Consider the following 16769-nt stretch of genomic DNA (forward strand, 5'->3'; position numbering starts at 1 on the left):
ATCAGCGTTTCGCCAATTCGGCGGGTTAAAATCAACATTACCTACTTCTCCTTGATCATCCTGTGATAAAGAGCAGCCGGCGTTCCCCTGGAACTGCTCTTACTTGGTCATCATAACCGGATGGCGGTGCACAAAAGGCTAAAAACTAACCTTCACACTCTTCAGTATTGACCAGTCGAACAAAATCTCAACAGGTTGCATGCTACGTCGAGCCACTGAATTGTAATTGGTTGTTTTTTCCGCCTGCAGGCCGGCTATAAAATCTCGCTACCTTTCTTTGTCTGAAAGCTCAAATTCGCTATGCAGCGCCCGGACAGCCAACTCTAAATAACGCTCGTCAATAATCACTGAGATCTTAATTTCAGAAGTAGTGATCATTTGGATATTAATATTGTCTTCACCCAGGGCACTAAACATACGACTAGCCACATTTGCATGTGAACGCATACCTACGCCAACAATAGAAACCTTGGCGATCTTGTCGTCTGTGATCACCTCCCGCGCACCAAGTTCCGCAGAAACTCGCTCTAAAACATCACGAGCCTTACCTAAATCATTGCGGTGAACAGTGAAGGTGAAATCAGTCGTGCCATCGACAGCACTGATATTTTGAACAATAACGTCGACTTCGATATTTTCAGCGCCGACCGGTGCCAGGATTCGGCATGCAACCCCAGGGGTATCCGGCACTCCACGAATTGTCAGTTTTGCTTCATCGCGATTAAACGCGATACCGGATACAACTGGCTGTTCCATATCGTTATCTTCCTCATCCAGGCTAATCAGGGTTCCGTTACCCTCTTCAAAAGTTGAGAGTACGCGCAGGGGAACCTTGTATTTACCGGCGAACTCTACGGCGCGGATCTGCAGAACCTTGGAGCCAAGACTGGCCATTTCCAACATTTCTTCAAATGTGATTCGATCGAGTCTGCGTGCACTGTCGACCACTCGAGGGTCAGTGGTATAGACCCCGTCCACGTCGGTATAAATCTGGCACTCGGTAGCATCTAACGCCGCAGCTAACGCCACACCCGTCGTGTCAGACCCGCCGCGCCCAAGTGTGGTGATATTGCCGTCGTCATCCACCCCCTGAAAACCAGCCACAACTATGACTTTGCCTTCATCGAGATCGGTGCGCATTCGCTCCACATCGATACTTTGAATGCGAGCTTTGGTATGAGCATTATCCGTAAGAATTTTTACCTGCCCACCCGTGTAGGAACAGGCGTCATAACCACGCTTCTTCAGAGCCATGCTCAAAAGAGCAATTGTGACCTGCTCTCCTGTGGAAACCAGAACATCCAATTCTCTGGGGTCTGGTTTTTCCTGGATTTGATAAGCGAGATCAATCAGGCGATTTGTTTCACCACTCATGGCAGACAATACGACAACCATGTCATGTCCCTGAGCGCGAAACGCGGCGACTTTATCGGCCACAGCTTCAATTCGCTCAATTGAGCCAACTGAAGTCCCGCCATACTTCTGCACGAACAAACTCATAACTTACTGTGTTTCCTTAGCTCCACAATAAGTACGCTTCCTGCCCAACTCGTGCAGGCGCGCACTTAATCACCAAACCTCTGCGAAATCAACTCAACTACGAATTCAGACCACGAATTTGACAAAACTTAACTAGTTTAAGGATTGCTCAATCCAATTTGGCACTTCTTTCAGCATATTAGGGAGCGCGGACACATCCGTTCCACCACCCTGGGCCATGTCTTTTCGACCGCCACCCTTGCCGCCCAGCTTCCCGGCAGCAAAGCGCATAAGGTCACCCGCAGAAAGCCGATCTGTCAGGTCTTGGGTCACTGCGGCAACCAAAGCCACCTTTTCATCGCCCGGAGCCGCCAGCAGCACCACGCCGCTGCCCAGCTTGTTCTTCATTTGATCCGCCAAATCTCTCAGTGATTTGGGGTCAGCTCCGTCAATAGAGGTTGCCAGCAACTTAAAGCCCGCCAATTCAATAGCCTGAGTGGAAAGGTCTCCACCAGCACCGCTGGCCAACTTGGTTTTTAACTGGGCAATCTCTTTTTCCAGCTTTCGATTGTTAAGCAGCAGCTGTTCAACTTTGTCAGCCAAGGAGTCCGGACGCGCCTTAAGCAGAGTCGCTACATGCTCCAGACGCTGCTGTGCCTGATCGAACAGAGACATTGCGTGAGCGCCAGTAACCGCTTCGATTCGACGCTGGCCGGAAGCAATGCCGCTTTCCCCAACAATGCGAATCAAACCGATATCACCGGTGCGCTTCACGTGAGTACCGCCACACAACTCAACGGAAAAAGCCTTGTCATCGGATTTGCCCATGGAAAGTACACGTACAGTATCGCCGTACTTTTCGCCAAATAGAGCCATAGCGCCCATCGCTTTTGCAGACTCAATATCGGTTTCGTGAGTTTCAACTGGGGTATTTGCGCGAATTTGGCTATTAACCAGGGATTCAATCGCGTGCAGTTGCTTTGCCGTTACGGCTTCGGGGTGGGAGAAGTCAAAGCGCAGGCGCTCGGAGTCCACCAGGGAGCCCTTCTGGGTGACATGCTCGCCCAGCACTTTGCGCAAGGCGGCATGTAATAGATGGGTTGCAGAGTGATTCAGGGCGGTGGATTGACGAACATCTGCTGATACGACTGCCTCAAGGGTTTCGCCCACAGCGATACTTCCCTTCAACAACTTACCAGTATGCAAATGATGCGCGCTCTGCTTGGTGCAGTCGCGCACTTCAAAGCGGGCATCACCGGAACTCAAATAGCCACTATCACCTACCTGACCACCGGACTCTGCGTAGAAGGGAGTCCGATCCAGAACAATTGCACCCTCTTCACCTTCTTCCAAGCGTTCAACCTGCTCACCACCTTTAACGATGGCCAACACTTTGCCTGTTGCCTCGGTCGCGTTGTAACCGAGAAACTCTGTAGCCCCTTCCAGTTCGAGGACATCGGTATAGTCCTGTTTAAATTTACCGGCAGCGCGAGCTCTCTGGCGCTGGGCTTCCATAGCAGCTTCATATCCATCCATATCCAGGGATAGACCGCGCTCACGGGCAATATCCTGGGTTAGGTCTGTCGGGAAGCCGTAAGTATCATGCAGAGTAAATACCAACTCACCGGGGATCTCACTGCCTTCGAGGGAAGCCAGGGCATCTTCTAGCAGCGCCATTCCCTTATCCAGAGTCTTCGCAAACTGCTCTTCCTCTTTGCGCAGCGCATTCTCAATCACCTGCTGCTTTTCACGCAGCTCCGGGTATGCGTCACCCATCTGCTCGGCGAGCGCCTCTACCAGCTTGTAGAAGAAGATATCTTTGTGCCCAAGTTTGTGACCATGGCGCACTGCGCGGCGAATAATGCGGCGAAGTACAAATCCACGGCCTTCGTTGGAAGGCATTACGCCATCGGCAATCAAGAATGAACAAGAGCGGATATGGTCGGCGATCACTCGCAGGGATTTCTCTTCCAGGTCGCTGCAGCCAACCACTTCTCCCGCCGCCTTCAGCAGCGCTTGGAACAAGTCAATTTCATAATTGGAGTGTACTCCCTGCATTACAGCGGCAATACGCTCCAGCCCCATGCCGGTATCCACTGAGGGCTTGGGCAGTGGGTGCAGTTCACCATCAGCGGTGCGCTCATACTGCATAAATACCAGGTTCCAGATCTCGATATAGCGATCAAGGTCGTCATTATCGGAACCGGGTGGACCGCCGGGCACATCGGCACCGTGATCGTAGAAAATCTCAGAACTTGGACCGCAGGGACCAGTGTCACCCATCTGCCAGAAGTTATCCTCGTCGAGACGGGAGAAGCGCTCGGCACTCACCCCCATTTCCTTCAACCAAATATCAGCGGCTTCATCATCGCTGATATGTACGGTTACCCAAAGACGCTCCTCCGGCAAGTTCAATACTTTGGTCAGGAACTCCCAGGCAAAGCGAATCGCCTCGCGCTTGAAGTAGTCGCCGAAGCTAAAATTACCGAGCATTTCAAAAAACGTGTGGTGCCGTGCGGTGTAACCGACATTTTCGAGGTCGTTATGCTTGCCTCCTGCACGCACACAGCGCTGAGAACTGGTGGCGCGATTGTAGGAACGCTTTTCCTGCCCCAGGAAGGTGTCCTTAAACTGTACCATGCCGGCATTGGTGAATAACAGCGTCGGGTCATTGCCCGGAACCAGGGAGCTGGAGGGCACAATAGCATGGCCCTGCTCAGCAAAATAATTCAGAAAGGCGTCGCGAATCTGTGCGCTTTTCATCCGGCGTAATTCCACTTCGTTAGTTGAGTTTTATTTGATTGGCGTCAGTGACACGGTGTCACTTCTGTTCCACTACTGTGCCAGCCCTTGTTCGGGCATTCTTTTTTGGGCAAGCAGGTGAACATGCAGGTGAAATACGGTTTGACCTGCACTTCGACCGTTATTAACTACCAGTCGATAGCCCTCGAGCCCCAGCTTGCGCCCCAGTTCTGCCGCCAGCCACATAAGGTGGCCGAGCAGGGATTTATCCTCAGCCTGAGCAGCGGATAAATTCACTAGGGGTTTGCGTGGGATAATGAGGAGATGGGTCGGCGCTTGTGGCGCGCGATCCTCAATAACGACACATTGGTCGTCCTCGTAGATCATCTCAGCAGGGATATCTCCCGAGATAATTTGACTGAAAACGCTGGGTTCACCCATTGGTTTACTTTTCCAGCTTTTCCTCGGCTGTCAGCTGCCGCGCTTCAGATTCCAGCATTACCGGTATACCGTCCCGCACCGGATAGGCTAGACCGCTGGCCTTGCAGACCAGCTCCTGTGTGTCCTCCCGGTATTCAAGCGGCGCTTTACTCACCGGACATACCAACAGGCTCAGCAACTTTTTATCCATGTTCCACCCCACTATTTTCCCTCGGTAATACTTCCGATGGGCAAAAATGACCGCGTATCATACAATGCTTCATACGCTTTTACACGGTATTCGCCATAGCTTCTGCTGCGCCACCTGCTGGCTTTGCGCTTTTTTACCCTTATATGACAGAAGCAGTCTCTACTGAAACAGAATTGAGATGGCTAAGTAACAGCTCCCGGGCTAAACGCCCCTCCTCTATTTCATTAAATACCTCGTGGTAAGACCTTGAGAAACAGTGCAACTGCTTGTTTTTTGACCCTACCTGTCCAAACCACTTGCGGCTGAGTTCCACATCGACAATATGGTCTGATTCCGGCAATAACAGAAGGTAAGGCATGGATATCCCATCCAACCGGCCAGATAAAAACTCCCGCTCCTGCAAAAAAGTCTTAAACCAGCGCAGAGAGATACTGTGATGCACGAGTTCATCACTGACATACCGCTTGACCACATCCGGACTACGAGATATCCACTGACTATTTATCTGGCTGGAAAGAGCCAACCCCGGAAGCCAGCGAGCCAAAAATAGCGCGAGCCATAACAAAAGGCCTTTTGGCTCACTTTTACCGCGAAAACCCGGTGCGGAAAGATTTAAACTGTCGACAGATTTATATCGAATAGCACAGCCACAGGCGATAACAGCTCCCATACTGTGGCCAAGAAGATGCATCCCAAGCCCGGGGTTTCCACTTTTTACCAAGGAGATAAATTCATTTAGATCCTCACTATAAAGTGCAAAATCCTCAATATCCCCACGCTTCCCATCCGACAATCCGTGGCCATAATGGTCTAGGGCATAAACACTGTACCCTGCTCGATTGAGGTCCTCCGCCAGCTCACCGTAACGCCCACTGTGCTCTCCCAACCCGTGGGATATAACTACTACACCCACGGCTTCTTCTACCCACCAGCGCCGGTAATACAGCGTCACTCCCCTGGTGACAAACTCCATTGCAATCTCCTTATTGATTATTATTTGCTAGCTAATCGCTATTCCAGGGTTTCGCGGTACCTGCCCAGCATGGCCAAATGATTCATGCGGGACCGTTTAAGTAGCGCTTCCTGGGCTGCTTCAACATTCTCCGGGCGCCCCTGCCAAGCAGCGAGTGCTGGCTCTTGTAGTGCGCGCCCATAGGAAAAGCTCAACTGCCAGGGGCCACCACCTTGCTGATTCATTGCATTGAGATTGGCCGTGGCCTCTTCTGGTCCCTGCCCCCCGGAAAGAAAATTAATTCCCGGCACTGCTGCGGGGACCGTTCGCCGCAAGCTGCGCAGGGTGTATTCGGCCACCTGCTCAGGATCAGCCGTTTCCGCCTCCGCACCTGGGGTTACCATACTGGGCTTGAGCAACATCAGTTCCAGTATTACCCCGTGCTGGTGGAGGGCGTGGAACACATAGTGCCAAACCCGCTCATTTACCGCCGCACTGCGCTCTATATCGTGCTCACCGTCCATCAGAACCTCTGGCTCGACAATAGGAACCACCCCTTCGGCCTGGCATACCGCTGCATAGCGGGCCAACATCTCAGCATTTGCGGTAAGCCCCAGGCGCGTGGGGTTGTGATGGCCAATAGGATAGACTTCACGCCACTTGGCGAAGCGAGCTCCTTGCTTTTTATATTGCTGCAAGCGCTCAGACAACCCGTCCAGCCCGTAGGTGATCATATCCCCAGGCGCTCCAGGCAGCGGGCCCTTGCCCTTATCCACCTTAATGCCCGGCACTATCCCTTGTAACGCAGCGACTTGGGGCAAGGGCTGGCCCTCAGTATCTTTTTGCCCCAGAGTTTCCTCGAACAAAATAACGCCACTGATACATTCACCCAACCCCTTACAGGACAGCAGCGCAGCACGGTAGTCGCGCCGGTTTTTCTCAGTGGAATCCACTCCAATCGTGGCAAAGCGCTTTGCAATAGTGCCGCCACTCTCATCGGCAGCCAGGATGCCTCTTTGACCATCGACCAATGTTGCTACAGTTTCCTCCAGCATATCGATATGTGACATCTCTACCCCTCCCTTAGGTTATTACGCTAAGAGGATAGGCGGTCCAGCCTAAAAAGCTTTACAGGCTTTTACCGCCCTCCGCCAACCAGCCAACAACTGCTCCCTCTCCGCCTGAGTCATTGCCGGCATAAAGTCCCGTTCAATTTCCTGCAAACACTCCGGTAATTCCCTTGGTCGCCAGGTTCCACTGCCAATACCAGCCAGCAATGCAGCACCAATAGCCGTCGATTCAATCTGCCGGGGCCGTTCAACACGCAAAGAGGAAATGTCCGCCTGGAATTGCATCAGGAAATTATTCGCGCAAGCACCCCCATCCACACGCATATGGGTAATCGGCAAGCCCAGGGCCTGCTCCATCAAGCGGGCCAGCTCATCACTCTGGTAAGCTATAGATTCCAAAGTGGCACGCACCACCTCAGCTCGACCAGCCCCCCGACTCAAGCCGCAAATAGTCCCCCGTGCCGATGGGTCCCAGTGCGGCGCACCCAGCCCACTAAATGCAGGCACAAGATAAACGCCGCGGGTATGAGGAATACTCTGGGCGATAATTTCGGTATCCACCGCCTGCTGGATCATTCCCATCTCGTCCCGCAACCACTGTATAGCGGAGCCCGCTGTGAAAACTGAACCCTCTACGGCATAGGCCGGATTACCCTGGGCATCACAGGCCACTGTAGCCAGCAACCCCTGGGGTAGCTCCGGGCGATCCTCGCCGGCAAAAGCCAGCATAAAGCAGCCAGTTCCGTAGGTGTTTTTTATACTACCGGGCTCGGTACAACCCTGGCCAAACAGTGCTGCCTGCTGATCCCCGGCAACACCACAAATCGGAGCCGATGTGCCGAGAAAAGCGTGGGGGTCTGTATCGGTAAAGTGGCCAGCCGACGGTAGAATTCTGGGAAGAATGGATTCAGGGCACTGGAAAAAATCCAGCAGCTCACTATCCCAGGCTTTATCTTTTATGTTGTACAGGAGGGTACGACTGGCATTGGTGTGATCGGTGAGATGGGCTTTGCCACCGCTCATTTTCCAGATCAACCAGCTATCTACGGTGCCGAAACACAGGTCGCCATTTTGAGCTCGGGTTAGTAAATCCGGGTTACGGCGGAACAGCCAAGTCAACTTACTTGCGGAAAAGTAAGCATCCAGCAATAGGCCACTGCGCTCTCGCAACCAATCAGACCTGCCGAGTTCCCCCAACTCCCGGCATACCTCCGCCGAGCGCCGGCACTGCCACACAATCGCAGGAAAAACCGGCTCGCCGGTATACCTATCCCAGACGATCGTGGTCTCGCGCTGGTTAGTAATTCCCACTGCGGTGATATCCGACGCGCGAACACCAGCGCGCTGGAGTGCTGCGGCACAGACCCGGAGAGTTACCGACCAAATCTCTTCCGCATCCTGCTCAACCCAGCCAGGCTGGGGATAACGATTGGGAATTTCCGAGTAACTGCGACCAATCAGGTGGCCCTTACTATCGAAGATAAAAGCTGTGGTACCAGTGGTGCCCTGGTCAATAGACAGGATCATAGGGTTCTCGCGCTTATTCTTTTAGTCTCTTTCTGTACCTGAAAAATGGCCGAAACCTATCGACCAGTCATTCAGGTAGTAGTCAGAGTATAAGCCCGATTAATTGCCGTCCAGCGCCCAGCTAATCGCGTCCGTGGGGAAGCCCCGGTAAGCCAGGTATCGCTGGCGCCGCGCTCGCTCCTTCATCCACTGATCCCGTGGAAGCTCTGCGCTCATAGGGGCCCGGTATTTTCTCTGCAGCATCTCCGCAGCCAACTCAAACCAATCCACTTCCAACTGATCCAGTGCCTGGGCAATTAGTTCACCGCGCACGCCGCGCTGCTGTAGCTCCTGGCGAATACGCATCGGCCCCTGACCGCGCTGGACACGGGAGCGGGCAAAAACTTCGGCAAAGCGTTGATCGGATTGATAGTTGAGTTCGCGTAGGCGCTCAAAAAGCGTGTCGAAATCGGCGCTGGGGAATTTTGCCGCGAGCTTTTGCCTCAATTCATGGCGGGAGTGCTCGCGGCGGGTCAGCAGCTCAAGCGCCGCGCTGAAAAGCGCTTGAGCTGGATCAACGGAAAAATCCGCTTTTGAGTACGGCATTTACTCTTCCGGTAATTCCGCAGCCTCTTCAGGGGTCGCAGGCACTAAATCACCGAGCAGCTGCGCACGCAACTGGCCTTCAATCTCGTTGCGAATATCGGGGTTATCGCGCAGGAACTTGGTAGCGTTCGCCTTGCCCTGGCCAATTTTGTCACCCTTGTAGCTGTACCAGGCTCCGGCTTTATCCACCAGCCCCATTTTCACGCCGTAATCGACGACCTCACCAATCATGTTAATGCCTTCGCCATACATGATCTGGAACTCGGTCTGCTTAAACGGAGGAGCGACCTTGTTCTTAACCACCTTCACTCGGGTTTCGTTACCCACCACCTCATCGCCATCTTTAACGGAACCGATACGACGGATATCCAAACGCACAGAAGAGTAGAACTTGAGGGCATTACCACCAGTAGTGGTTTCAGGGCTGCCGAACATAACACCGATCTTCATGCGAATCTGGTTAATGAAGATCGCCAGGGTGTTGGTGTTCTTGATATTACCAGTGAGCTTACGCAGAGCCTGGGACATCAAACGAGCCTGCAAGCCCACGTGGGAATCACCCATCTCACCTTCGATCTCAGCGCGCGGGGTCAGGGCCGCAACGGAGTCTACTACCAGCACATCAACGGCACCGGAGCGCACTAGCATATCGGCAACTTCCAGCGCCTGCTCACCGGTATCCGGCTGGGATACGATCAGCTCATCGACGTTAACACCCAGTTTTTCAGCGTAGATAGGGTCGAGGGCGTGCTCTGCATCCACGAAAGCACAAGTGCCACCCTTGCGCTGGGCCTCGGCAATCACCTGCAAGGTGAGGGTGGTCTTACCGGAAGATTCTGGTCCATAGATTTCAACGATACGGCCACGCGGCAAGCCGCCTATACCCAGGGCCACATCCAAGCCGAGGGAGCCGGTGGAGATCGCAGGAATACGCTCGCGCTCCTTGTCTCCCATACGCATCACAGTGCCTTTACCGAACTGACGTTCAATCTGAGATAGCGCCGCCTTTAATGCCTTGTCTTTATTGGAATCCATGACCATTCCCGTATTTCTGAGCTGAATTGAGTGGTGGCAAGCTTAACGAAGGATTACTGTATAGGCAACCAGTAATTCCATATACTGAGTACCAGCTTCAGACTGAGTGAGCCTCACTTCAAAAAGAAGTCTGAAGCCGGGGCAAACGAACAAAGATTGACCCAGCGGACAAGTTCAAACCGGGTGCTCACGAACAATCCTTAACATTCCCTTCATCGCCTCAACGACCGTCTGCGATTGCACCTCTGCCCGGTTACCACTGAACAGAAAACACTTCGCATCAATCTGCACTGGCTCTTGCCCCTCCGCATGGGCCCAGGCAATCCAAACCGTACCTACCGGCTTCTCGGCAGTGCCACCATCAGGCCCCGCGATACCACTGACCGCAACGGCGAGATTGGCATCCATCATCGCCAGAACCCCACAAGCCATCTGCCGGGCGACCGGTTCACTCACTGCCCCAAACTGCTTGAGATCATCGTTGTCGACACCCAGAACACCGTTCTTGATGCGATTCGCATAGCTCACGATCGATCCATCAAACCAATTCGAAGCACCTGCTATAGAGGTAATAGCCGCCGCAATCGCACCACCGGTGCAAGATTCTGCCGACGTCACACGCCAATCTCTCTTTTCCAGCTCCCCGCCCAACTCTCCGGCAAGCTCAGTTATCTCTCTGTATTCCACCGTTTCTTCCTATTCAACCGCTCCAGGGCCACAACCGAATATTACAGCACAGAAGCGGGCTCTTATTCTGGGTGCCGACCTGCGGCAATCTTGCAAATTCCATTTTAAGTAAGCTGCCCCATACCGAATATACAGCTGCCCCTCAGTGGTGAAGCCGCAACCCCTTTAAAAACTCAATCCACGCCGGCTGCACACCGGCGCCGACACCAAAAGATAAATCTCACGCTGTCGAAGCGCTCGCAAGCGGCGCCAGCACTCTAGAAAATAAAACTACCTATGGGAGCCAGGTTGCCAACTCTAATTTCCGCCGCCGGCCCACCTTCAAATTAGAATTTAAATTTTAAAAGGGGTCTTAAATCAGCAAATAATTTCAAGCGGGCAATCCAATAAGCAACAACAAATTTAAAAATAAAAACGTAAACAATGTAAAAACACATTAATACGCACTGGCTAATTCTAATTTTAAAGCAGAAAAATTTTGTATATGCGATAAGTTGGACCAGTCTCACGATAAAGGGCCCGGGCTTTCCCTATGCAACAATCGGCTTTTTGTTAGTCTGTTACTGCTGTACTGAATATATAAATATCACAATAAAAAAGCAGATAAATCCCCAAGCCCAGCAAGCATTAATCATCGTGGCAGATCACCGCCATTATAAAAACACAATGAAGTTGGCACCCCCATAGATAATTAAAGAAAGACAAAATCATGAATTTAAAAAAATCAGCGATCGCGGCTGCTATTGTAGGCGCCTGTGTGTCCTCACTTGCCAATTCAAAAACTTTGGTCTGGGAAGATAATTTCGACGGCGACAGTATTGATAAGTCCGTTTGGACTTACGATGTGGGCAACTCAGGCTGGGGTAACAATGAACTGCAAACCTACACCGATGATAGCGCCAATGCCTATATCGAAGATGGCAACCTTATTATTCAAGCACTGCAAAACGACGACGGCAGTTTTACTTCTGCCCGCCTGAAATCCCTGGGTCGTATGACTTATAAATACGGCACCATTGAAGCCCGCATTAAATTACCCGACCTGGATGCCGGATTGTGGCCCGCCTTCTGGCAGCTGGGTGGCGACTACGGCCAAGTGGGCTGGCCCGCTTGCGGCGAACTGGATATTCTTGAAGCGGGCATGGCCGACGCGCTCAATGCCGGCACGGTCAACTCAGAAGTTTCCGGCGCTTTCCATTGGTGGCATGAATCCGATGACTACACCGGCCAGGCGGACTACGGTCAATCGAAAAACCTTGTTGATGACTTCGGCTCCAGCACTGACCTCACTGAGGACTACCATATTTTCGGCATGACCTGGACACCGGACAGCATCGTCATGTGGGTCGACGACGAAGCCAATGAAATTATTAGCATCGGCAGTGAAGACCCCGCATTTGACGAGTTCCGTCAACACCACTTCCTGATCCTGAACTTAGCGGTAGGTGGCGTCTTCCCGGAGATTTACGCTAACAGTGAAATCACCGCACCGATGCCCGCCAAAATGTATGTGGACTATGTTCGCATCTACGATAACGACGACAGCAGCTACAGCACAGAAATCTCCCTGGCAGAAGACACTGCCAAAACAGGTGATATCGGCGTATTTTCCGAGGGCAGTAACCTCTCCGAATCCCTGGAGCTCGGCACCGATACCGAGCTGTATGTCTGGAACCAGAACAGCATGTCAGCTACTGTCAGCGCCGAAGCTGCCGAGGGTGATGAAGCCCTCGAGTTTGATATTACCGCTGGTGAATGGTTCGGTATGGGTTTCTGGATGCATTATGACCTAAACCTAATGAACTACGAAAACGGTCATCTCAATTTCAAAATGAAAACCACCAGCAGCCAAACTATCGGCATTGGTATTTCCAGTACTGGTGGCGGAGATGCCTGGGTAGACCTGGTGGATGGTGATGGTACCTACGGCCTGGAGCGCGATGGCGAATGGCATCAGGTCAGTATCCCCCTGAGTAAGTTAGGAGTGGACTTCAACACTATCAGTCAGGCATTTATGATTCGAGGTGATGCCGCCTCTGAAGATTTTGTCCTATCCATTGACGATATCTACTTTAGCGAAAGTGTGGAAAAAACAGCCCCGACCGATGTCTTTTCTCTCTACACCGAAACTACAGAGGCCAATTCAACTTTTACACTGGGAACTGATGGCAACCTGTATATTTGGGGCGATACCCTGTTGGAGGCCACACAAACCCCATTCGAAGGTGAAGAATCCCTCTCCTATTACTCCTCCGGGGCCGGCTGGTTCGGAATGGCATTTACTGCCGACAGCTACTACGATCTATCCGCTTTCGATAATGATACTGCAACGCTGAATTTCGCCCTGAAAACCAGCTCAGAAACCACCTTTAAGATTGGCATGAAGAGCGGTAGCGTCAACGATATTGGCCAGCAGTGGATTGAATTTGCCAGCGGCTCCGATCCTTATGAATTCGCACGGGATGGCGAGTGGCACCAGGTATCAATCCCCGTTTCTGATTTCAGTAGTGAAGTAGATATGTCAAATGTTATCCAACTATTTGAGCTACTGGGCGTCGATGGAGATATCAGCGATATTGAAATTGACGATATCTATTTCTCCGGCGGAAGCTCAGACAGCGATAGTAATGACAACTGTCGTCCACACTCCCACAAGTGCCACCCTCATCATAAAAGGCACAAGCATCGCCATGGAAACTGCACCCCACCTGCACGATGCGCACAGGGACCCCGTAGACATTAAAAAACAAGGGCGCCGCTAAATAGCAGCGCCCTTTTCTTTTTACGCCACCCAACTTTTTCACCAGCATCAAAACCCGCCCTGTCTGCCGGCAGATATTATCTTTTAAAGATATGATCCTGTGTGAGGGAAAGCACAACAACAATAAACCCAGATTAAATTTGCTCGCACTTTTGCCCAACACAGAAAGATCAAAAACAGAATTCCCGCACAAAACACTTGCAAACAAAAACACAAAAAGGAATTTATTTTCTTGTAAAAAAATTACAAGAAAATAATTTTTCAAGTGTATGCGACAAGCAGGACTACAACTACGATAAGGGGGCCAGATTCGCTTTCCTGTGGAACAATCGTTTTGCTAGGCTTTGCCCGTGACCAGCACCTGTTTTTCGCGTGAATTTTAGGCAATTACAATTTAAGTAATCTGCATTCATTAAATCCACAAGCAACATTTGACTGAGTCACACCATTCCTATCAGGCATTTTATTCTTATAAATAATTAACAACGAAAGAAAATTATGATTATTAAAAAATCAGCGATAGCCGCAGCTATTGTCGGCACCTTTGTGTCCTCAATAGCCAATGCAAAAACTTTGGTCTGGGAAGATAATTTTGACGGAGACACTATCGATACCTCCGTCTGGACCTACGATGTTGGCAACTCCGGCTGGGGTAACAACGAGTTACAAAATTATACCGATGATAGCGACAACGCTTATATCGAAGACGGCAACCTGATTATTCAGGCCGTACAGGAAAGTGACGGCAGTTTTACTTCTGCTCGCCTAAAGTCGCTCGGGCGTCTGTCCTACAAATACGGAACCATTGAAGCTCGAATTAAATTGCCGGATTTGGATGCGGGACTATGGCCAGCATTCTGGCAACTGGGCAGCGACTACGGTCAAGCCGGTTGGCCTGCCTGTGGCGAACTGGATATTCTCGAAGCGGGTATGGCCGAAGCGCTAGAAGCCGGCGTCGTAAATTCTGAAATTTCCGGAGCCTTCCACTGGTGGCACGAGTCCGACGACTACACCGGGCAAGCAGATTATGGTATATCGCAAAACCTGGTTGAGGACTTCGGTTCCAGCTCCGACCTCACTGAGGATTACCATATCTTCGGCATGACCTGGACGCCCGATAGCATCGTTATGTGGGTGGATGACGAATCCAACCAAATCGCAGCTTTGACGGATACCAGTGATTCCGCATTCGATGAATTTCGCCAGCATAACTTTTTAATTCTCAACCTAGCAGTAGGTGGCATCTTCCCGCAGATCTATGACAACAGCGAGATCACTGCCCCAATGCCCGCAAAGATGTATGTTGACTACGTACGTATCTACGACAACGATGACAGCAGCTACAGCACCGAGCTCTCCCTGGCTGCCGATACCGCCAAAAGTGGCCACCTGGGCGTGTTCGGGGACAGCAGCGATATTTCCGAATCCCTGACGTTTGGCACTGATATCGAGCTCTACGTCTGGAACAATATGGAAAGCCAATCCAGCGTCGACGAGAGTGATGCCCTGGAGTTCCAAATCGATACCGGCGAATGGTATGGCATGGGTGTATGGATGCACTACGACCTGAATTTGATGAACTATCAAAATGGTCACCTGAACTTCCGCATGAAAACCACTAGCGAAGAGACTATCGGCATCGGTATCAACAGTACCAGCGGTGGTGAGTCCTGGGTGGACCTGAGCGTAGAAGGCGATACTTTTGGCCTGGAACGGAATGGGCAATGGCACGAGGTGAGTATCCCCCTGAGCAAATTTGGGGTGGACTACAACACCATTAGCCAGGCATTTATGGTACGCGGCGATGGACCGTCAGAAGCCTTTACCCTTTCCATTGACGATATTTACTTTAGTGAGAGCGTTGAAAAAACCACGCCAAGCGGCACCTTCTCCCTATACAGTGAAAACACCGAGGCCGACTCCAGTTTCGAACTGGGCACTGATGGCAATCTGTATATCTGGGGCGAAACCCTGATCGAAACTTCTCCTTCCCCTTACGAAGGATCTGAGTCCCTGTCCTACACCTCCGCAGGTGCTGGCTGGTTTGGCATGGCTTTCACTGCTGACTATTACTACGACATGTCAGCCTTCGACAACGATACCGCCACGCTCAATTTTGCTTTGAAAAGCAGCTCCACCACGACCTTTAAGATCGGCATGAAGAGCGGCAGCATTGACGATGTAGAACAAAAGTGGATTGACTTTGCCAATGGCGCCGATCCCTACGGTTTCGCACGGGATGGCCAGTGGCACCAGATATCTATCCCCGTAAGCGACTTCAGTGACGAAGTAGACATGTCTAACGTGGTTCAACTATTCGAGCTTCTAGGCGTAGATGGAGAAATCAGCGATATCGAGATCGACAATATCTACTTCTCTGGCGGTACTGGCGGCAACGATGACTCCGGTGACGATTCCGATAGTGGAGGCGACGAGGACGACGGCGAAGGCTCTGGCGATAGCGGTGAAGCTGGCAGCCAGGACCTGATTGCACAGGCTACCGTCACCGCCAGCAACGAAATCCAGCCCATCGCAAATGCAGTTGATGATAACAGCAGCACCCGCTGGGAAAGCGCCCATGGCGGTGACTCAGTATGGGTACTACTGGACCTAGGTGAGGCAGAAGCTCTGAACACCCTGACAATCGACTGGGAAACAGCCAACGCTGCGACCTATACGGTACAAGGCAGTAACGACACTATTTCCTGGACCACACTGGCCAACTTTAGTGGTGGTAGCGCCGGAGAGAGAACCGATGAGCACTCCCTGAGTGGAAGCTATCGATATGTGCGCCTGTACTTCACTGAGCGCAGCACAAGCTATGGCTACTCCATCTGGGAGCTGGGCTTAACTGGTGGCGACGGTCAGGCTTCAAGTATCTCTGCAACCTCTGAACTGCAAAGTGCTGAACTGGCAATCGACGGAGATAGCAATACCCGCTGGGAGAGCGCCCACGGTGTGGACAATGTCAGCCTGACTTATGACTTGGGCTCTGTACAGTCCATTGGCACCCTCAATATCGACTGGGAAACTGCCAATGCGGCTGCCTACACTCTGCTCGGCAGTACCGATGGCAGCAACTGGACAACTGTTGAGTCATTTTCTGGAATGGGAACCGGTGGACGCACCGACGCAATCACCGTAGAGGGAAACTACCGTTACCTGAAGATTGACTGCACCGAACGCAATACCGTGTACGGCTACTCCATTTGGGAAATTAACACTTATTAATTACAGCTGGTAGTAGCAACTTGGGCAGTACTTCTACAGTGCTGCCCTACCTATAAACTGTCCCCGAAG

13 protein-coding genes (1 of these 13 running past the window's edge) are annotated in these 16769 nt (G+C 51.7%); 2 read left to right on the forward strand and 11 right to left on the reverse strand.

The window, feature by feature from the left end; translation table 11 throughout:
* The 11 genes from csrA to QT397_20505 all read right to left on the reverse strand — a co-directional run.
* Positions 1–38, reverse strand: partial view of a carbon storage regulator CsrA gene (csrA, locus tag QT397_20455; GenBank protein ID WNZ55210.1) — the start only. It extends 157 nt beyond the left edge of the window; only the first 38 of its 195 coding nucleotides appear in the window; it begins with the start codon at positions 36–38; its stop codon lies off the left edge, out of view.
* A 229-nt stretch (positions 39–267) separates the two neighbouring features.
* Positions 268–1500 carry an aspartate kinase gene (locus QT397_20460; GenBank protein WNZ55211.1) on the reverse strand — a complete coding sequence of 411 codons (1233 nt, stop codon included), beginning with the start codon at positions 1498–1500 and terminating at the stop codon, positions 268–270.
* 132 nt (positions 1501–1632) lie between these two features.
* The gene (alaS, locus tag QT397_20465; protein ID WNZ55212.1) at positions 1633–4242 is read right to left on the reverse strand and encodes an alanine--tRNA ligase; all 2610 of its coding nucleotides are present in this window, start codon (positions 4240–4242) and stop codon (positions 1633–1635) included.
* A 72-nt stretch (positions 4243–4314) separates the two neighbouring features.
* Positions 4315–4662, reverse strand: a complete 348-nt coding sequence (locus QT397_20470) for a histidine triad nucleotide-binding protein (protein ID WNZ55213.1) — start codon at positions 4660–4662, stop codon at positions 4315–4317.
* A 4-nt stretch (positions 4663–4666) separates the two neighbouring features.
* The gene (locus QT397_20475; protein WNZ55214.1) at positions 4667–4852 is read right to left on the reverse strand and encodes a Trm112 family protein; all 186 of its coding nucleotides are present in this window, start codon (positions 4850–4852) and stop codon (positions 4667–4669) included.
* A gap of 139 nt (positions 4853–4991) precedes the next feature.
* The gene (locus QT397_20480; protein ID WNZ55215.1) at positions 4992–5825 is read right to left on the reverse strand and encodes an alpha/beta hydrolase; all 834 of its coding nucleotides are present in this window, start codon (positions 5823–5825) and stop codon (positions 4992–4994) included.
* A gap of 38 nt (positions 5826–5863) precedes the next feature.
* On the reverse strand, positions 5864–6874 hold the full coding sequence (locus tag QT397_20485; GenBank protein ID WNZ55216.1) for a fructose-bisphosphate aldolase class I: 1011 nt from the start codon (positions 6872–6874) through the stop codon (positions 5864–5866).
* 48 nt (positions 6875–6922) lie between these two features.
* Positions 6923–8401 (reverse strand): glycerol kinase GlpK, encoded by a 1479-nt coding sequence (glpK, locus tag QT397_20490; protein WNZ55217.1) that lies wholly within the window; start codon positions 8399–8401, stop codon positions 6923–6925.
* A 99-nt stretch (positions 8402–8500) separates the two neighbouring features.
* Entirely contained in the window at positions 8501–8986 is a 486-nt protein-coding gene (locus tag QT397_20495) for a regulatory protein RecX (protein WNZ55218.1), read from the reverse strand.
* On the reverse strand, positions 8987–10021 hold the full coding sequence (recA, locus tag QT397_20500; GenBank protein WNZ55219.1) for a recombinase RecA: 1035 nt from the start codon (positions 10019–10021) through the stop codon (positions 8987–8989). It abuts the gene before it with no gap.
* 174 nt (positions 10022–10195) lie between these two features.
* Positions 10196–10708, reverse strand: a complete 513-nt coding sequence (locus QT397_20505) for a CinA family protein (protein WNZ55220.1) — start codon at positions 10706–10708, stop codon at positions 10196–10198.
* A gap of 709 nt (positions 10709–11417) precedes the next feature.
* Between QT397_20505 and QT397_20510 the strand changes: the two genes are divergently transcribed.
* Positions 11418–13451, forward strand: a complete 2034-nt coding sequence (locus QT397_20510; protein ID WNZ55221.1) for a glycoside hydrolase family 16 protein — start codon at positions 11418–11420, stop codon at positions 13449–13451.
* A gap of 516 nt (positions 13452–13967) precedes the next feature.
* A complete protein-coding gene (locus QT397_20515; GenBank protein ID WNZ55222.1) occupies positions 13968–16700 on the forward strand; it encodes a discoidin domain-containing protein in 2733 nt (910 codons plus the stop codon).
* Positions 16701–16769: the final 69 nt, after the last annotated feature.

Origin of the sequence: Microbulbifer sp. MKSA007 (assembly GCA_032615215.1) — a bacterium.
Lineage (GTDB): Bacteria > Pseudomonadota > Gammaproteobacteria > Pseudomonadales > Cellvibrionaceae > Microbulbifer.